The organism is Caballeronia sp. BCC1704, assembly GCF_902833455.1.
Lineage (GTDB): Bacteria > Pseudomonadota > Gammaproteobacteria > Burkholderiales > Burkholderiaceae > Caballeronia.
In genome coordinates this window covers 658,277-675,764 of sequence record NZ_CADFFT010000003.1, presented here as the reverse complement: position 1 = coordinate 675,764, position 17,488 = coordinate 658,277, and the positions used below count along the sequence as shown (strand labels likewise).

General features: G+C 64.3%; 14 protein-coding genes. 7 read left to right on the top strand and 7 right to left on the bottom strand.

The features are described from left to right. Positions 1 to 10: 10 nt before the first annotated feature. The 4 genes from HWX53_RS18585 to HWX53_RS18570 all read right to left on the bottom strand — a co-directional run bounded on the left by HWX53_RS18585 (position 11) and on the right by HWX53_RS18570 (position 4,066). The gene (locus tag HWX53_RS18585) at positions 11 to 808 is read right to left on the bottom strand and encodes an ATP-binding cassette domain-containing protein (protein ID WP_175943516.1); all 798 of its coding nucleotides are present in this window, start codon (positions 806 to 808) and stop codon (positions 11 to 13) included. Next, positions 808 to 1,818 (bottom strand): ABC transporter permease, encoded by a 1,011-nt coding sequence (locus tag HWX53_RS18580; protein ID WP_175943515.1) that lies wholly within the window; start codon positions 1,816 to 1,818, stop codon positions 808 to 810. The genes HWX53_RS18585 and HWX53_RS18580 overlap by 1 nt, the downstream gene beginning before the upstream one ends. Beyond that, positions 1,818 to 2,927 carry a sugar ABC transporter substrate-binding protein gene (locus HWX53_RS18575; RefSeq protein WP_175943513.1) on the bottom strand — a complete coding sequence of 370 codons (1,110 nt, stop codon included), beginning with the start codon at positions 2,925 to 2,927 and terminating at the stop codon, positions 1,818 to 1,820. The genes HWX53_RS18580 and HWX53_RS18575 overlap by 1 nt, the downstream gene beginning before the upstream one ends. 395 nt (positions 2,928 to 3,322) lie before the next feature. Then, positions 3,323 to 4,066: an FCD domain-containing protein gene (locus HWX53_RS18570; protein WP_175943511.1), complete on the bottom strand. Its 744-nt coding sequence runs from the start codon at positions 4,064 to 4,066 to the stop codon at positions 3,323 to 3,325. Between the two features lie 125 nt (positions 4,067 to 4,191). Here HWX53_RS18570 and HWX53_RS18565 point away from each other — a divergent pair, with 125 nt between their 5' ends. From HWX53_RS18565 to HWX53_RS18535, 7 genes are all read left to right on the top strand, one after another. Beyond that, positions 4,192 to 5,070: a fumarylacetoacetate hydrolase family protein gene (locus HWX53_RS18565; RefSeq protein WP_175943509.1), complete on the top strand. Its 879-nt coding sequence runs from the start codon at positions 4,192 to 4,194 to the stop codon at positions 5,068 to 5,070. Positions 5,071 to 5,072: 2 nt separating this feature from the next. Next, positions 5,073 to 5,858 (top strand): alpha/beta fold hydrolase, encoded by a 786-nt coding sequence (locus HWX53_RS18560; protein WP_175943507.1) that lies wholly within the window; start codon positions 5,073 to 5,075, stop codon positions 5,856 to 5,858. 144 nt (positions 5,859 to 6,002) lie between these two features. Beyond that, on the top strand, positions 6,003 to 7,340 hold the full coding sequence (locus tag HWX53_RS18555) for an amidohydrolase family protein (RefSeq protein ID WP_175943505.1): 1,338 nt from the start codon (positions 6,003 to 6,005) through the stop codon (positions 7,338 to 7,340). An 81-nt stretch (positions 7,341 to 7,421) separates the two neighbouring features. Beyond that, positions 7,422 to 8,441 (top strand): ABC transporter substrate-binding protein, encoded by a 1,020-nt coding sequence (locus HWX53_RS18550; protein WP_175943503.1) that lies wholly within the window; start codon positions 7,422 to 7,424, stop codon positions 8,439 to 8,441. A gap of 10 nt (positions 8,442 to 8,451) precedes the next feature. Then, complete coding sequence (locus HWX53_RS18545; protein ID WP_175943501.1) at positions 8,452 to 9,996, top strand: sugar ABC transporter ATP-binding protein; 1,545 nt, start codon at positions 8,452 to 8,454, stop codon at positions 9,994 to 9,996. Continuing rightward, positions 9,993 to 11,000 carry an ABC transporter permease gene (locus tag HWX53_RS18540; protein WP_175943499.1) on the top strand — a complete coding sequence of 336 codons (1,008 nt, stop codon included), beginning with the start codon at positions 9,993 to 9,995 and terminating at the stop codon, positions 10,998 to 11,000. Before HWX53_RS18545 ends, HWX53_RS18540 begins: the two co-directional genes overlap by 4 nt. After that, positions 11,000 to 11,959 carry an ABC transporter permease gene (locus HWX53_RS18535; protein ID WP_175943497.1) on the top strand — a complete coding sequence of 320 codons (960 nt, stop codon included), beginning with the start codon at positions 11,000 to 11,002 and terminating at the stop codon, positions 11,957 to 11,959. Before HWX53_RS18540 ends, HWX53_RS18535 begins: the two co-directional genes overlap by 1 nt. 17 nt (positions 11,960 to 11,976) lie before the next feature. Here HWX53_RS18535 and HWX53_RS18530 read toward each other — a convergent pair whose 3' ends face one another. The 3 genes from HWX53_RS18530 to HWX53_RS18520 all read right to left on the bottom strand — a co-directional run bounded on the left by HWX53_RS18530 (position 11,977) and on the right by HWX53_RS18520 (position 17,405). Beyond that, a complete protein-coding gene (locus HWX53_RS18530; protein WP_244140177.1) occupies positions 11,977 to 14,271 on the bottom strand; it encodes a multicopper oxidase domain-containing protein in 2,295 nt (764 codons plus the stop codon). 360 nt (positions 14,272 to 14,631) lie between these two features. After that, positions 14,632 to 16,407: a glycoside hydrolase family 15 protein gene (locus HWX53_RS18525; RefSeq protein WP_175943495.1), complete on the bottom strand. Its 1,776-nt coding sequence runs from the start codon at positions 16,405 to 16,407 to the stop codon at positions 14,632 to 14,634. After that, the gene (locus tag HWX53_RS18520; RefSeq protein ID WP_175943493.1) at positions 16,404 to 17,405 is read right to left on the bottom strand and encodes an SDR family oxidoreductase; all 1,002 of its coding nucleotides are present in this window, start codon (positions 17,403 to 17,405) and stop codon (positions 16,404 to 16,406) included. The genes HWX53_RS18525 and HWX53_RS18520 overlap by 4 nt, the downstream gene beginning before the upstream one ends. Positions 17,406 to 17,488 lie beyond the last annotated feature (83 nt).

The following is a 17,488-nucleotide window of genomic DNA, read 5'->3' as shown; positions in this document are numbered from 1 at the left end:
CGAAGCGCGTTCAATGCGCCGTGGCTGCCCGCATCGCGCGATATTCACGCCGCACGATATCCATCAGCTCGGCCACCGACGTATTCGCGCTGCGCTGCTCATACGTGACGCGGCCGCGCTGCATCAACATGATGCGATCCGCTATGTCGAGTGTCTGCGCGTAGTTGTGCATGATCATGATGATCGACAGCCCGCCTTTCTCCTTCAGCCGCAGCACGAGGTCGATGATGAGCCCCGCTTCGCGCGCGCCCATTGCGGCGAGCGGTTCGTCGAGCAGCAGAATGCGCGCGTTCGAATTGACGGCGCGGGCCACGGCGATCGCCTGGCGCTGACCGCCCGACAGACGCTCCACCGGCAAATCGACGGACGGCACATGCACGCCGATATCGTCGAGACATTGCGCCGCGCGCTCGCGCATCTGTTTGTGATCCACGAGGCGCATGAGACTGAGCGGCCCGCGCCGCACGATCTCTCGGTTCAGAAACATGTTGTGGTAGATGCTGAGCGAATTGGCGAGCGCGAGGTCCTGATACACGCATTCGATGCCGAGCGAGCGCGCATGATCGACGGAACGGATCAGCGTTTCCTCTCCGTGCACGTGCAGCGTGCCGCTCGTCTGCTGATGAAAGCCCGTGAGAATCTTGACGAGCGTGGACTTGCCCGCGCCGTTGTCGCCGAGCACGCCGAGAATTTCGCCCTTGCCGAGCGTAAGCGAGACGCCGTCGAGCGCGGTCACCGCGCCGAAGCGTTTCACGAGGTTGTCGCCGCGCAAGGCGAGATCGGGCGCGGCGCTTTGCGCTTCAGTCATTACCGGCCTCCCTTGCGGCGAATGCGCCCGACGTGGATGTTGAAGATCATCGCGGCGAGAATCGCGGCGCCGAGAATGATGTTGAACGTGAACGCGTTGATGCCGATGAGCGTGAAGCCGTCGTTCAGAATGCCGAGCACCGCCGCGCCGATCACGCCTCCGACGATCGTGCCCGAGCCGCCCGTCAACGGCGTGCCGCCGATCACGGCGGCCGCGACCGCGAGAAACATGATCTGATTGCCGCCCGCCTGCGGATCGATCGACGTGATGCGAAAGCCTTCGAGTATGCCCGTGAGGCCCGCGAGCACCGCCGCGAGCACGAAGTTACCCAGACGCAGCCGGCTCACAAGGATGCCCGCTTCGCCCGCGCCGAGCGGGTTCGCGCCCGCCGCTTGCGTATGCAGGCCCCAGCGCGTGTGCCGCAACAGCACATGCATGATGATCGCGAGCCCGACCGTCCAGATGATCTCGCTGTAACCCCACGCGCCCATGACGGCGGCGAACTCCGGCGAGCCGGGCGTCGCGACCGGCGTGCCGCGCGACACCGTGAGCGTGATGCCGTTGATGAGGAACAGCGTGCCGAGCGTCGTGACGAAGGAGGGCAGGCGCAGATACACGGTCACCGCGCCATTCACGAAGCCGATGATGGCCGCCGCGACCAGGCCCGCGATCACGGCGAGCCACATCGGCGCGCCGGCATCGTTGGCGAAGACCATCATGAACGGCGCGAACGCGAACACCATGCCGGCCGACAGATCGATATCGCCGCCGATCATCAGCATGATCTCGCCCAGCGCGATGATCGCCACAGGCGCGATGAATTGCGACAGGTTGACGAGGCTCGCGTTCGACAGCAGGAAGTCGTGGTTGAGAATCTGAAAGTACGCGGCGAGCAGCACCGCGACGAGCAGTATCCGCAACTCGGGCGCCCATTGGGCGAAGAGCGCGCCGCGCGGTCTCGCGACCGGCGCGGCGCCGTGTGTTTTGCCCGGCTCGTTAAGCGTATTCATCAGGACTTGATCGCGCCGCTCATCGGAACGATTTGCGGCTTGGTGGTCTTGCCTTCATAACGCGTCGACGTATTGAGGTACGGCTCGACGGTCGCCTTGGTCACGAACTTGAGACCCGTGTTGATGTTCGCCGGTCCGACGAGTCCGCCCGACGCGAGGAACGTGAACGCTTCCACCACGGTATAGAAGCCCTGCACATACGGCTGCTGGTCGATGGTGAAATCGAGGAAGCCTTCGTGAATCAGCTGGACGGTTTGCGGCAACAGGTCGAAGCCGCCGCCATGCACGCCCTTCGACGGCAGGTTGGATTCCTTCATCACTTGCGCGACGCCTTGCGTGCTGCCTGCATCGACGGCGAACATGCCTTTGAGGTTCTGGTGTCCCAGATAGAACGACTTGATCTTGGACAGTTCCTCGTTGACCGTCGCGCCCGTCGCCACGGTCTGAATGTCGATCTTCTTGCCGGACTTCTTGATGGCATCGCTCGCGCCGTCCAGACGCGGCTGGATGTTCAACTGACCCGGCGTCGAGATGAAAAGCGCGACCATGCCGCTATCGACGAGACTCGCAATGCGCTCGCCCATCTGATAACCGGAGAGATACAGTTCCTGCCCGATATACGCGAGACGCGGACTCGTCTTGCCGCGCGGCGCGTCGGCGTTATAGGCGAACACCGGAATGCCGGCATCGAGCGCGGCCTGAATCGGCTTGTCGAATGCAGTCGGGTCGACGATCGGCACGGCGATCGCATCGGCTTTCGCGGCGATCGCGGAGTTCACCGCGCGCACCATTTCACCGGCATCGGACGTGGCCGAGCCGGTCCACTGATAGTCCATGCCGAAGAGCGAGCATGCGTCCTGTATGCCGTATTGCGTCGGCACGAAAAACGGATTGGTGGTGACGTGATTGACGAACACGATCTTCCACTTCTTGTGCTGCGGAAAAGCGGATTCGGCAGCCTGAGCGCTTGAAATGAGTCCGCCCGCGCCGGTGACCCCGCCCAGCAGCGAGAGCGCCGCGCCGAGCCCCGCGCCTTGCATCAGGCCGCGCCGCGCGGTGCTGATGCCGTTGTTATCGTCTTTCGTCTTGTCGTCCCGGTTCTGCGTCATGTCCACCTCCGTTTCTTGGTCGATGCGAGTCGACGTGTCGTCGATTGCGTCCAGATAATGGGTGATCGCTTGCTAATCACTTCAGAGCGGCTTTCACATTGGAAAGACGTCGATGATGATTTTCTTTCGCTGCGTTTCGATGAAGCTCTGAATGCTTATTTATTCGCGTCTTGGCGCTCAGAAACGGGAATCGCGGCGGGCATGACGCACTGAATCGCGCGGTTGTCTCATATTTTGGTTTATGCAGCGCACAGGCGGGAAAAAGAACAGAGCCACTATATGCAGGTATTTTCGGCGCTTCGATTAGAGCTTTCCCGATGAAACGCACGCACGGACGCATGCGGTGAAGGAGTCCGCGAAAAGCGTGGCGATGCGGGCGGCGGCGAGGACCTGCGCTAACGTCCGAAAAGGTTCTCGCGAATCTGAAGCAGGTGCGCGGTCAGTAGCTCGCAAGCCAGCTCGGCGTCGCGATCCCGAAGCGCATCGACGATGGCGCGGTGTTGCGCCTCGTACTGACTGCGACGCTCGGGCGTGAGCGACTTGCGCTTCAGGCGTCCCCATTCGCCTTGCTCGCGCACTTCGTTCGTCAATTCCAGCACGCGCAGAAAGAAGCTGTTATGCGTCGCCACCGCGAACGCGCGATGCAACTCGCCATCCCAGTGTTCGAATTCTTCGATGCTTGCCGCCGCTTCCGAACGCTCGATGCACTCGGTCATGTGCGTGAAGTCGGCGACCGTCGCATAGCGCACGATCAAGCCCGGCATCAGCGGTTCGATCAAAAGCCGCGCTTCCATCAGTTCGGCAGGGCTCGTCTGCACGACGTCGTTCTTTGGCTCCGCTTGCGGCTCGGGCGGCGTTAGCGGCGTTAGCGGTGCCACGGGGCTTGCCGACATCCCGCCCGGCATCACGAACGTGCCGCTGCCGACTGCCTGGCGAATGAGCCCGCGTTCCTTGAGATCCGCGAGCACCCGGCGCACCGCGCCCCGCGACGCGCCGAACTCTTCGCTCAACTCGCGCTCCGGCGGCAGACGCACGCCCACGCCCAGCCGGCCGCTGCGAATCGCCTCTTCGAGATAGTGGGCGAGTTCGCGCGCTCCTTTGGACCTGACTGTCAGCCTGATTTCGTCGACGCTGCTCATGACTTTTCCTGCTCATCCTAATAGACCAATTGGTATCGATGATTGGTTAACCCTAGTTCTCTTTGTCCTTTTTTGGTCCTAGAGTGGCTCCAGATTCACCGACAAGTCTAGATTAAAGGCCCACCATGAAATTAGCAACTTTGCGGGTAGATGGCGCGAAAACAGTCGCTGTCGTGGATTCGGAAGGCGGCAAGTACTGGCCGGTTTCCGAGCTTTGCGACGGCTTCTCCGGCGACATGGTCCAATTGGTTCAACAGTTCGCCGACCTGCGCGAAACGCTGAAGCCGCGCGGCGAAGGCAGGCCGCTCGCCTCGGCGCAAGTGCTCGCGCCAATCGACCAGCCGCGCCGCAACGTGTTCTGTGTCGGCAAGAACTATCACGATCACGCCGAAGAGTTCAGCAAGTCGGGCTTCGACAAGAGCGCGCAGGCGGGCGAGCACATTCCGGAAGCGCCGGTCGTGTTCACCAAGCCCGTCTCGACGATCATCGCGACGGGCGAGCGCATTCCGCGCCACGCCGACGTGACGCAGCAGATGGACTACGAAGTGGAGATCGGCGTCGTGATCGGCAAGGCGGGGCGCGGCATCAAGAAGGCCGACGCGATGAGCCACGTCTTCGGCTACACGATCATCAACGACGTGACCGCGCGCGATCTGCAAAAGCTGCATCGCCAATGGTTCATCGGCAAGTCGCTCGACGGCTTCTGCCCGATGGGTCCGTTTCTCGTCACGGCCGACGAGATCGACGCCGAGAACATCGACGTGCGTTGCTGGATCAACGGCGAGCTGCGTCAGGAATCGAACTCGAAGCTCCTGATCTTCGATATCCCGACGATCATCGAGACGCTGTCGGCCGGCATGGAGCTTCAGCCGGGCGACGTCATCGCGACGGGCACGCCCGCGGGCGTGGGCATCGGCTTCAATCCTCCGAAATTCCTGCAAAGCGGCGACGTCGTGCGCATGGAGATTCCGGGCATCGGCATTCTTGAAAACGAGGTGGCGTGAACATGGCAACGAGAGAAGTGCAAGGCGTATTCATTGAGACCGAGGGCGAAGGCGCGCCGGTCGTGTGCATTCACGGTCTCGGCGGATCGTCGAACAACTGGACGCCGGTGCTGCCGGCATTCGAGGGCAAGAAGGTCATTCGCATGGATCTGCCGGGCAGCGCGCGTTCGCCGTTGCCGGAGCAGAAGCTGTCGATCGATCTGTACGTGGACACGATCGCCTCGGTCCTGCGCGAGATGCAAGTCACGAAGGCCCATGTCGTCGCGCATTCGATGGGCACCATCGTCGCGCAGCATCTGGCCGTGAAGCATCCGGAACTGGTGAAGAGCCTCGCGCTCTTCGGGCCGCTCGTCGCGCCGCCGGATGCGGGCCGCGAAGGCATGCGCCAGCGCGCCGGAATCGCGCGCGAGAAGGGCGTGCCCGGCGTGCAGGAGATTGCCGATGCCATCGTGAAGGGCGCGACCAGCGACGAAACGAAGTCGCAACGGCCGGTGACGCTCGCGCTCGTGCGCGAAAGCGTGATGCGGCAGTCGCCCGAAGGCTACGCGCAAAGTTGCGAGGCGCTCGCGGGCGCGCAGGCCGCCGAGATCGAGCGCATCGAAGTGCCGACGCTGCTCGTCACCGGCGATCAGGACGGCGTCGGCAAGCCGGATGCGGTGAAAGCGATGGGCGAGCGCATCAAAGGCGCGAAGGTCGTCGTGCTGAGCGGCTGCGGCCACTGGACGACGTTCGAGAAGCCCGCCGAATCGACGGCGGAACTCAAGCGCTTCTACGAGGCGGCGCAGTGAAGAACTGAACGAGCCGGCACGCCGCGTCGAAGAAGCGCCGCAGAGACGGCCACGACCGGCGCCGGACATACACCAACCAGGTCAGACCGTAATCAACCGGCGGCCCGCGCGCGAATGCGCCGGGTCCGCGTGGAGGAGACAGACATGAGTTCGATCCTGTTCGACAGCGTATCCATTTTCGATGGCAGCGGCGCGCAGCCCTTCAAGGGCCAGGTGCTCGTGGATGGCCAACGCATCGTGCGCGTGGCGCGCGAGGAAGCGCCGATCAGCGCGCCCGACGCGCGGCGCATCGATGGCCGCGGCGCGTTTCTGATGCCCGGCATGACCGAGGCGCACACGCATTTCTCGTGGAACGACCAGCCGTCGCTATCCGCCATCCAGTTCATGCCGCCCGAAGAACACATGCTCTGGTGCGTGCGCGTGGCGAAGCGTTACCTCGAAATGGGCTGGACGTCCGCGCTCGGCGCCGCCGCCGCGAAGCCGCGGCTCGATGTGGTGCTGCGCAATGCCGTGAATGCCGGCGAGTTTCCGGGGCCGCGCTATCTCGCGGGCAGTCAGGAAATCACGATTCTCGGCGGCCTCGCGGACAACACGCTGCCGCATATGCCCTTCAAGGAGCTGAACTTCGGCGCGGTCGTGAGCGGTCCGGAAGAGATGCGCGCGACCACGCGCATGTTCGTCAAGTACGGCGTCGATCACCTGAAGATCAATCTCTCGGGTGAGTACATCGCCGGCATTTCGGCAGAGTCGTCGCCGTTCTCGGAAGAAGAAATCGCGATGCTCGCGGCCGAAGCGAAGCGCGCCGGCAAGCGCGTGGCGGCGCATGCGCGGTCGAGCGAATCGGTCAAGCAGTGCGTGCGGCACGGGCTCGAACTGATCTTCCACGCGAGCTTCGCCGACGAAGAAGCGCTCGACATGCTCGAAGCCAACAAGGAGAAGCACTTCGTCGCGCCGGGCATCGGCTGGCTCATCAGCACGCTGTATCACGCGGAGAAGTGGGGCATCACGGAGGAAATGGCGACGAAGATGGGCTACAAGCGCGAGCTGGAGACCGCCGCCGAAACGCTGCGCAAGATGCACAAGCGCGGCATCCGCGTTCTGCCGGGCGGCGATTACGGCTTCGCATGGATGCCGCACGGCACCAACGCGCGCGACCTTCAGTACTTCGTCGATTACATCGGCATGACGCCGATCGAAGTGCTCGTTTCCGCGACGCGCTACGGCGGCGAACTGATGATGATGCCCGACGAGCTGGGCCAGATTCGGGAGGGCTATCTCGCCGACATCATCCTCGTGGACGGCAATCCGCTCGCGGACCTGACCATCTTGCAGGACCCGAAGAAGATCACGCTCGTGATGAAAGACGGCGACATCTTCAAGACGACGCACGACTCGCTGCCGCCGCGCGGGGAACTGCATATCGGCACGCCGCTGCCGGCCGATGCAGGCGTCGAGCAAGCGGCGCCCGCGCCGGTGCACTAAACGCTCGCAGACGCGTTGCATGGCGCCGGCCGTTCCTTGCGGCCGGCGCTTTCGCTTACGAAAAAATCAGGAGACGACCACATGACACCGCGCACTTTGCTCGCCGCGCTGGCGACCAGCCTCGCGTGCGCATCGGCGTTCGCCGCCGCGCCGACCATCGGGCTATCCAACGGTTACTTCGGCACCGAATGGCGCAACCAGATGATCGACGGCGCGAACCAGCAGTTCGAGACCTATAAGGCGAAGGGCATGGCCGACAAGCTGGTCATCCAGCAGTCGGGCGCGAACACCGGCCAGCAGATTCAGGACATGCGCAACATGATCCGCCAGAAAGTCGGCGCGATCATGGTCGATGCGAATTCCGCGACCGCGCTCAACGGCGTCATCAACGAAGCGGAGCGCAGCAAGATTCCGGTCGTCTCGTTCGATCAGGCCGTGTCGAACCGCTATGCGACCAACGTGACGGTCGATCACTACAAGTGGGGCCAGCGCTACGCCGAATGGATCGCGGAGCAACTGCACGGCACGGGCAACGTCGTGGTGCTCGACGGCATTCCCGGACACCCGGCGGCCGAAGCGCGCAAGAAAGCCGCGCTCGATACGTTCGCGAAGTATCCCGGCATCAAGGTGGTGTGGTCCGGCTACGGCGAATGGGACGAGGCGAAGGCGCAGTCCGTGATGGCGACGGTCATCGCCGCGCAGCCGAAAATCGACGCCGTGTTCACCGAAGACGCGATGGCGCTCGGCGTGCTGCGCGCCTTCGAGAACGCGAACCGCCGCGTGCCGGTCATGACCGGCGAGGCGCAGAAGGGCTTTCTCACCGAATGGAAGAGGCAGCGCGACGCGGGCAATCCGATGAAGGTCTTCGTGCAGGTGAATCCACCCGATATCAGCCGCACGGCGCTCGGCATCGCGGTGCGTCTCGCGCAGGGCCGCAAGCTCAAAGCGCTGCCGGAGAACACGTACTACTTCCCGATCACGAAGACGGTGACGAGCGACACGCTCGATGCCACGCTCGCGTCGATGAACGGCAAGCCGGACAGCTACTTCCTCGGGCAGTGGCTCACAGAAGCCGAGCTCGACGCGCTCTTCGCGCAGTGACGGCGGCACCATGTCCTTATTGATCGCGAAGGGGCTCACGAAACGCTACGGCGGCGTGCTGGCGCTCGACGACGCGAGTCTCACGCTCGAAGCCGGCGAAGTGCTCGGCTTGTTCGGCGCGAACGGCTCGGGGAAATCGACGCTCTCCAGCATTCTCGCGGGCGACAGGATGCCGGACCACGGTACCATCGAACTCGACGGCGCGCCGCTCGCCGTGGGCTCGCCGAAAGCGGCGCGGGCGGCGGGCATCGCGATCGCGCATCAGCATCCGGGGCTCGCGCCCGACTTGCCGGTCTGGGAGAACGTGTTTCTGGGCGCGGAGCTATGCCGCGCGGCGCGCTTTCTGAACCAGCCGCGCACGCGCGAGCGCGCGCTTCAATTGCTCGAAAGCCTGCGGCCGGGCTGGAACGTCGATGCCGCTGCGGGCAGCCTGACCGCGGCGGATCAGCAATTGGTCGAGATCGCGCGGGCGCTCGCGCTCGCGCCGCGCGTGCTGATTCTCGACGAGCCGACCGCCGCGCTCGCCGCAGCCGAAGTCGATAGCCTGATGCGCGCCGTGCGCGGCCTGACGGCGCGCGGCACGGCGGTCGTGTTCATCTCGCATCGCATGGCGGAGATCGAGTCGCTATGCGATCGCGTGATGGTGCTGTGCAACGGCCGCGCGGTCGGCGAGCTGCCGGTGCGAGGCCAACTGGATGAGCCGCGCGTGCTCGAACTGATGGGCGGCGTGGCGGGCGGCGCGGCGGCCGCGCATCTGCACGATGGCGCGCGCGAAACGGCGCAAACGGACCGCGTGTCGCGCAACGGCGCATCGGTCGCGATGACGGTGCGCGGCCTGCGAGCGGGCGCGCGGCTGCGTGGCGTCGATCTCGAACTGAAGCGTGGCGAGATTCTCGGCATCGCGGGATTGCAGGGCCACGGCCAGGAAGAACTGCTCGACGCGCTTGCCGGCTTCCGCGTGCCGGACGGCGGCACGGTGACGCTCGCAGGACCGGACGGCCCGAAGACGGTCGAACCGCGCTCGCCACGCCAGATGATCGCGGCGGGCGTTTGCCTCGTGCCGAACGACCGGCATCGTCAGGGCTTGTGGCTCGATCATTCGGTCGAGTTCAACCTCGCGCAGGTCGGCGTGAACTTCGCGCAAAGCCCGTGGCGGCTGCATCGCGCGCCGATTCGCCGCTTCGTCGACGACGTCGTGAAGCGCCTGCGCATCAAGACAACCGACGCGCGGCAGCCGGTGCGCGATCTGTCGGGCGGCAATCAGCAGAAGGTCGTCATCGGCCGCTGGCTGAACCGTCAGGTCGATGTGCTGCTCTTAAGCGATCCGACCAAGGGCGTGGATGTCATCGCCCGCAAGGACATTTACGAAGCGATCGGCGCGCTCGCGGCGGCAGGAACCGCGGTGCTCGTTTACGCTTCGGACACCGAAGAATTGCTTGCGGTGTGCGACCGGCTCGTCGTCATGTACGAAGGCCGGATCGTCGCGCTGCTGGAAGGAGACGAGATGAACGAATCCCGCGTGACCAGTGCGCTCTTCGGCAGGAGCGCGGCATGAAAGCGCACTTGAGCGAAGGGCTTCCCGGCGCGAAAGCCGTGCAGACCACACGCACCGGCACGGGACTGAAGGCGACGCTTGCGCGCGCCGCGAGCGCATTGCCGGCGCTCGTCATGCTGCTGGCCGTGATCGTGTGCAATGCATGGCTTCAGCCCGACTTTCTGACGCTCGATTCGCTCGCGAGCAACATGCAGAACGCCGCGCCGGTGATTCTCGTCTGCATGGCGCAGGCGGTCGTCGTGTTGATGGGCGAGCTGGATTTGTCGGTGGGCGCGGGCATTTCGCTCGTGAATTGCGTGCTCGCCGCCGCGCCCGGTCTCATGGGCTGGGGCACGGGCGCGACGTGTCTTGCGGCGCTGCTCGCCGCGCTCGCGGCCGGTGCGTGCAACGGCTTTCTCGTCGGCTACGCGAAGCAGAGCGCGCTCATCGCCACCTTTGCGACAGGCGCGGTGTGGTTCGGCTGCGCGCTGCTCTTGATGCCGCAGCCGGGCGGCACCGTTCCGGAGGCGCTCGGCGAATGGTTCGCGGCGCGCATCGGCGTGGTGCCGGTCGCGGCGCTGCCCGTGCTTGCGGCTGTCGTGATCTGGGCCGTGCTGCAACGGCACCGTTTCGGGCGGCGGCTGATTGCAACCGGCAGCAACGCCGACGCCATGTTCAAGGTCGGCGTCGACGTGCGGCTCGTCAAGCTGCTCGGCTACATGCTCGCGTGGCTGTTCGTATTCGCGGCGGCGGTGTGCCTCTCGGCGCAGACTGCATCCGGCGATGCGCGCCTCGGCCTGCCGTACACGCTGAACTCGGTGGCGGCCGTGGTGATCGGCGGCATCTCGCTCGCGGGCGGCCGCGGCGCCATGCTCGGCGCGATCTGCGGCTCGCTCGTGCTCGCGCTGATCGGCAACGTCGTCTACTTCGCGGGCATTCCGAGCAACTATCAGGAAGTGTTCAAGGGCGCGGTGATCGTGATCGCGCTCGGCTTCACGTTCGTCGGCGCGAAAAGGAGAGCTTGATGATGAATACGCAATCGCGCCGCCTCTTCCTGCTCGCGCTCGCGATCATCGTGCTCGTCGGCGGGCAGTTCGCGGTGCCGGGTTTCGCGAGTCCGGGGCAGGTCGCCAATCAATTGAAGATCGCGACGTTTCTCGGTCTTTTCGGCATCGCGCAATCGCTCGTGATGATCGCGGGCGAACAGGGGCTGGACCTGTCGGTCGGCGCGGCGGCCACGCTCGGCGGCATGCTCGGCGCGGCGCTGCTCGGGCCCGCGTCGCCGGGTCTGGGCGCGGCCTTTGCCGTTGCTGCGGCGAGCGGCGCGCTGGTGGGCGCGGTGAACGGCGTCGGCATCACGCTCTTGCGGATACCACCGCTCGTCATGACGCTCGCGATGGCGAGTCTCGTGGATGGCGGCCTGATCGTGTGGTCATCGGTGATGCATGTGAACACGGCGGCGAGTCCGGCGCTCGCGGCGCTTTCCGGCAGAGCGCTCGCGGGCGTGCCGACCGTCGCGCTGATCTGGCTCGTGGCCGGCGCGCTCGTGTGGCGCTTCCTCGATCATTCCGCGTGGGGGCGACGGCTACTCGCGAGCGGCGCGAACCCGACGGCGGCGGCCATCGCCGGGACGCGCGTGCGTGCCATTCGCATCGCGGTCTATACGGCGAGCGGCGTCATCGCGGCCCTGACGGGCGTGCTGCTGGTCGGCTATGTCGGTCAGGCGTTTCTCGGGCTCGGCACCACGTATGTGCTGCCGAGCGTGGTCGTCGCGGTGATCGGCGGCGTGTCGCTCGCAGGCGGACGCGGCGACTACATCGCGGTGGCGATGGCCGCGCTGCTGCTCACCGCGCTCACGAGTCTCTTGACCGCGCTGCAGATCGGCGAAGCAGGGCGGCAGTGCATCTTCGGGGCGACGCTGCTCGCGTTTCTCGCGCTCAACAAGTGGTCGTTCAAAGGCATGCTGCGTCGCGCGCAGGCTTGACCGCGATGTGTGCGCCGTTACTGACCTCTCCCAAAGTCCTTCGCAGAACATAACGATGCCGCAAGAGCCAGCTTGGTCTCGTCTTCGCCGCGCAGGCGGGCGAGCCATCGGCTCGTGCTCGCCTTCATCGCCGTGACCGGTGACGTCAAGCGCTGCAGCCATGCAGTCGTCGGCGATACCACGGCTACGTTCTCCATCATGCCGCGGTCTTCGTGATCGAGGATATGGCAGTGCATCACGAATTCGCCGGTGAAGTCCTCATAAGCCGTGCGCATTTGCAGCGTGTAACCCGCCTTGATGAAGAGCGTGTCGCGTATCACGCCTTGCAGGTTGCAGTACTCCGTGTCGCCGGTTGCCAGTTCCTCCTGCGTGCAGTTGCCCGAACCGTCGAAGATCGAATGATTCGCCGCGTTCTTGATGTCCAGGATCTTGAACGGGTTCGTATGGATATGGAACACGTGCGTCGCGAAGTTCGAGGCGGACACGTTCCACTGATCCACCGTGCCCAGCGTGCCGGTCACGCGTATAACGGACGGATCATACGACGCGCCTTCGATCTGAAAAGTCAGCGGCTGATTCGGTCCCGTCGGCAGATTGATCTGGAATTGCTGATTGACCGTCTGCTTGATGGGGCCGTCGACGGGCACGGTCGGCGCGAAAGCGCGCAGGCTGAGCGACTGGAGATCGGACCTCGCGGGTTGCGCGAGCGAAGGATTGGCGGCCACCAGTTGATCGCGGATGAACTGCCAGTACTTCGAATGGCTGCCCACGGTCGTATTGGGAATGTTCACGCCGGGACCCACGCGTGCGAACGACAGCAGCCGGCGGTCCTTGACCTTGCTTGCGCCGGCGCGGAAGTTGATGGTGGCCGAAGCGGATGCCGCTTCGTCGAGGATGCAGTACAAGCCGGGCGACGGGAACGCCACCAGCACGTCGCTTCGATAACCGGGGTTCATCGAGTTGACGTCTTTCTCCACCATCGTCTGCATGGTGATGCCGTCTTCCGCGAACTCCAGTTGCTTCACCGTCTCGCCGCTGCACAGCGCGTCGAGCGTGACGACTTGCGAAGACTTCGTGCGGTCGTTCGCCAGTGCGGATGTCGCGGCATTGGTCGCCGTGTTCACCTGCGCGGTACTGAGCGATTGCGAATCGGCGAGGCCGAGCGACGACAGATTCGCCCGCACGATCTTCACGTTGATGGTGTCGCGGTTGCCGCCATGCACCATGCGCAGACGCCGGATATCGCCGGCCGGCACGAAGCCGATCGCGCTCGGAAAGATGGGCTGCACCACGCCGTTGATCTGCGTGTAGCGCCCCGAGATGATCCACGACGAATTCACCGCGCCGGCGGGCGCGCCCGTCCGCGTATCGGGAACGAACCCTAACTGATTGTTATACCCCCGGATCTCGCCCACTTTGCCCGATGGGCAGATCCACTCGCCCGTAGTCGAGTCGAGCAGCGGCACGGTGGAAGTTGCATCGCTGAAGCATGCGTATTCGATCTGCTGGAAGAGCATGACATGCTCGGTCAGCGGCAAGCCGAATGTCCTGCGTTTGAGGATCGTATCGATGTCCGCGCTGCCGTTCGCGACGCCCGCGCGCGCTTGGCGCGAGCCGCGCACGATGAGCACGCCCGCCATGCCGCTCGCCACGTCGATGGCGGTCGACCCGTGCAGATGCGAGTGATACCAGAAGGTGCCGGACGGATGGTTCGACGGAATCTCGTAGACGTAGTGATGCGTGCTGTCGCTAGTGGACTTTCCGCCGCTCGGCGGCACGGTGATCAGCACGTTGTCGGCGTTACCGGACGGCGATACGTGCAGCCCGTGCGTATGGATGTTCGTGTTGTTGAAGCAATGCGGCGTGACGTGATCGGGCTGGCTGGGACACGTCGCGTCGTTCGGATTCAGCGGAAGATTGTTCGTGAAGTTCAGCTTGAGCGTCGCGCCCGGCTTGATGCTGATGGTCGGTCCCGATGGACAGCCGTTATACGAACGCATGTTGACGGTATCGAATACGTTCGTGGACGGGTTGTAGATCTTATAGGACGTCATCTTCGCCGTGAGCGAGACGGTCGCCGAGTTGCCTGAAGGATTCAGCCCCGACGCACATTGCAGCCGCTGCAACAGGGAGGCGAGACTTCCGGCGGTCGATACGGCCGAATTGCCGGCGGCGGCATCGGCGGTGTCGTCTACATCGGTGAAGGATCGCGCGGTCAGCGTGCTCTGCGCGAAGCACAGCGCGGGAACCAGGATCAGCGTGAGAAGCAAGGCGCGCAGTGCAGCGCCGAATTCTTTCAGCGACGTTTTCATGTGGGCTCCTCTGTCAACGGACGGTGTCGGGTCACCGCAAGGAGACATTAGGGCAACGGAAAAACCGTCGTATCCCTAATCGTTTTGAATGTGTGTGATTGCCCACAAAGGACAGGCGTCGAATCGGTAAGTTGAACCGGATGCCTATTCGTTAGCCGAATTACGGATCGCTAAGTAGTTGGTCGCGGCTCGGCTACGAATCGTCGAAGGAATGAGTTGGGTAAGTAGTGTCTCGTATGTCAATGCGCGCTTACCCTTTGGCGGCGCGAATGGCGGGCCGTTTAATCTGACGAAGAGAAATTCGACTCGGACGACTAACGAAGCCCGCGCGCGCTCATGAACCAGAACGGTGCGCCGCGATCAGCCGCCTCCGCGCTGTATCGTCGGACCACATAGCCCGAGCGCGGTGTTGATGACAGCGAGATGCGTGAGCGCCTGCGGAAAGTTGCCGGCCAGCTCGCGGCGCTCCGCGTTGTATTGCTCCGAGAGCAGGCCGACGTCGTTGGCCACGGCAAGGACGCGTTCGAACTGCTGCCGGGCCTCTTCAGTGCGTCCCTGCATTTGCAGGCAGTCGGCCATCCAGCACGAGCACGCGAGAAAGGTGCCTTCGTTCGGACCTTCGGGCCGCTTCTTGCGGCGCCGGATGAGTCCGTCCTCGCTCAATTCACGGCGTATTGTTTCGATGGTCGATGCCATGCGCGGCTCGTCGGCGGGCAGAAAGCCGACGAGCGGCATCAACAGCAGGCTGGCGTCCAGTTCGTCCGCGCCGTAGTATTGCGTAAAACTCCCGATGCCTTCGTTCCATCCCTCGCGACAGACTTCCTCGCGGACCGTCTCCCGAAGCGAGGCAACCCGTTCGACGAGCGCGGCGCACGCGGCGTCGCCCGACCAGTTCTTCACGAAGCGATCGAGCGCGACCCATACCATGACGCGTGAGTAGATATAGTGCCGCAGCGTGGAGCGCGATTCCCAGATACCCGAGCCGGGTGTGTTCCAGACCCGTTCCAGATGTTCGACGATGCCCGTCTGAATGAAGTTCTCGCTGCTCGCAGGCGCAAGCCCGCCACGGCGGCCCACGTCGAGACAGTCGATGATCTCACCGAGGACATCGACCTGATGCTGCTGCGCCGCGGCGTTTCCCACGCGCACGGGCGACGCATATTGGTGTCCCGGCAACCAGTCCACCGTCCATTCGGAAAGGTGACGCGCGCCATCCACGCGATACATGATGCGGATATGCTCCGGCGACGCGCCGATGGAACGCAGAAGCCAATCGCGCCATGCGCTCGCTTCGTCGTTGAAGCCTGCGTTCAAAAGCGCAACCATGGCGAAGCTCGTATCGCGCAGCCAGCCATAACGGTAGTCCCAATTCATTCGGCCGCCCGGCGCCTCCGGCAGCGAGGTCGTGGGCGCGGCGACGATCGCGCCGGTGCGACCGTGCGTGAGCGCCTTGAGCGTCAGCAGCGAGCGCCTGACCGCTTCCGGCCAGGCCGTTCTGCCGTTATCGAAGCGGTCGATCCAGTCGCGCCAGAATTGCTGCGTCCGTTGCAATGCGGCTTGCGCGTCCACGGGTGCGGGCGGCGGCTCGTGCGCTGCGCCGTAGCTCATTACGAACGTGACCGACTCGCCGGCATGCACGGCGAACGACGCCTGTGCGGTGCCTTTGTCCATGGTCAGCGCGATGTCCGCTCGCAGCACGACGCGATCCGGTCCTATGCACGAATGAATCGCGCCGTCGATGCATTCGCTCCACGGACGCAGCGCGCCATAGTTGAAGCGCAGGCAGAGGTTCATGTTCATCTGCACGACGCCGCGCAGGCCCACGACCATGCGCACCACGGAACTCGATGCTTCGCCCACAGGCATGAAGTCGATCAGGCGAACAGCGCCGTCGCGCAGTTCGAAGTCGGTCTCCATGATCAGCGTGTCTTCTTGATAGCGTCGCGCTCTATGCTCGATGTTGCCCACAGGCGCAAGCGACCAGCATCCATTGTCGGCGGTGCCGAGCAGCGCGGCCATGCACGCATCGTCGTCAAAGCGCGGCCAGCAAAGCCAGTCGATGGAGCCATCGCGGCTCACGAGCGCTGCGGTCTGCCCGTCGCCCAGCAGCGCGTAGTCCTCGATGGGCCGGCTCACCGCTGCTCGCACCATCGTTTAGATAGAAGTCCAAACAAACCGGCGACGCCGATGCCCGCCAGTCCCCAGAACAGTGCGCGGTGACGATCGGTGAACATTTCGACGCTGCGTTGCCGCGATTCCTCGCCGAAGCGCCCGTGGGCGCTGTAATCGCCGGGAACGGGATCGAACAGATTGCTCGGCGCGTCATGCGGAAGCGGTTCGTTGGTAAGCTGCCCGCTATAACCGCTGCGCGCCAGATAGCGGTCGATCAGATTAGGCGCGATGCGATTTGCAAGAATTGCCTTGACGCTCGAAAATCCCACCCACACCTCGCGCCGGCGGTGAGTCGCGGCGAAGTAGATGGCGCGCGCGGCGACCTCCGGTTCGAAAATCGGCGCGACCGGTCGCGCGCGCTTCCCCATTTTGTTGAGCGCCCAGTCGAACTGAGGCGTGTTCAGAGCGGGCAGCGCGACCATCGTGAGATGGATCTTCAGCCGGTCATGGATGATCTCGGAGCGAAGCGAGTCCGTGAAGCCGCGAATGGCGAACTTCGCGCCGCAATATACGGACTGCAGCGGCACCGAGCGGTAGCCCAACGCGGAGCCGACATTCACGATGGTGCCGCGATTGCGCGTGCGCATGCGCGCGAGGGCGGCCATCATGCCATGGACCTGCCCGAGATAGGTGACCTTCGTGCCGCGCTCGATCTCTTCTGCAGTGAGTTCGGAGACCGGCGCGAATGCGGTCGCCATCGCGACGTTCACCCACACTTCGATCGGTCCCAGTGTCTCTTCGACATGCGATGCCGCGCGCTCAACCGCCTGCGCATCCGCTACATCCGTCGGAATGGGCAGCGCGCGCACGCCGTAGGTCTCGCGGACTTGCGACGCCGCCCGCTCCAGCCGCTCGGCGTCGCGTGAGAGAAGGGCGACGTCGTAGCCTTGCCGCGCAAATTCATCTACGGTCGCGCGACCTACGCCGGCACCCGCGCCTGTGATTACGACTACCTTTGGCATTCGGAGCCTCCTCGTCGACGCATAGGGCGATGTCAGGAACAACGGTTGGAAGAACGACAGTCAAACGCCTCAGAGCAGCAGCC

Excerpts from the sequence above, each read along its gene's own strand:
- HWX53_RS18540 (WP_175943499.1), top strand. The coding sequence starts at position 9,993 with ATGAAAGCGCACTTGAGCGAAGGGCTTCCCGGCGCGAAAGCCGTGCAG.
- HWX53_RS18575 (WP_175943513.1), bottom strand. The coding sequence starts at position 2,927 with ATGACGCAGAACCGGGACGACAAGACGAAAGACGATAACAACGGCATC.
- HWX53_RS18555 (WP_175943505.1), top strand. The coding sequence starts at position 6,003 with ATGAGTTCGATCCTGTTCGACAGCGTATCCATTTTCGATGGCAGCGGC.
- HWX53_RS18585 (WP_175943516.1), bottom strand. The coding sequence starts at position 808 with ATGACTGAAGCGCAAAGCGCCGCGCCCGATCTCGCCTTGCGCGGCGAC.
- HWX53_RS18580 (WP_175943515.1), bottom strand. The coding sequence starts at position 1,818 with ATGAATACGCTTAACGAGCCGGGCAAAACACACGGCGCCGCGCCGGTC.
- HWX53_RS18550 (WP_175943503.1), top strand. The coding sequence starts at position 7,422 with ATGACACCGCGCACTTTGCTCGCCGCGCTGGCGACCAGCCTCGCGTGC.
- HWX53_RS18560 (WP_175943507.1), top strand. The coding sequence starts at position 5,073 with ATGGCAACGAGAGAAGTGCAAGGCGTATTCATTGAGACCGAGGGCGAA.
- HWX53_RS18530 (WP_244140177.1), bottom strand. The coding sequence starts at position 14,271 with ATGAAAACGTCGCTGAAAGAATTCGGCGCTGCACTGCGCGCCTTGCTT.
- HWX53_RS18520 (WP_175943493.1), bottom strand. The coding sequence starts at position 17,405 with ATGCCAAAGGTAGTCGTAATCACAGGCGCGGGTGCCGGCGTAGGTCGC.
- HWX53_RS18545 (WP_175943501.1), top strand. The coding sequence starts at position 8,452 with ATGTCCTTATTGATCGCGAAGGGGCTCACGAAACGCTACGGCGGCGTG.
- HWX53_RS18535 (WP_175943497.1), top strand. The coding sequence starts at position 11,000 with ATGATGAATACGCAATCGCGCCGCCTCTTCCTGCTCGCGCTCGCGATC.
- HWX53_RS18570 (WP_175943511.1), bottom strand. The coding sequence starts at position 4,066 with ATGAGCAGCGTCGACGAAATCAGGCTGACAGTCAGGTCCAAAGGAGCG.
- HWX53_RS18565 (WP_175943509.1), top strand. The coding sequence starts at position 4,192 with ATGAAATTAGCAACTTTGCGGGTAGATGGCGCGAAAACAGTCGCTGTC.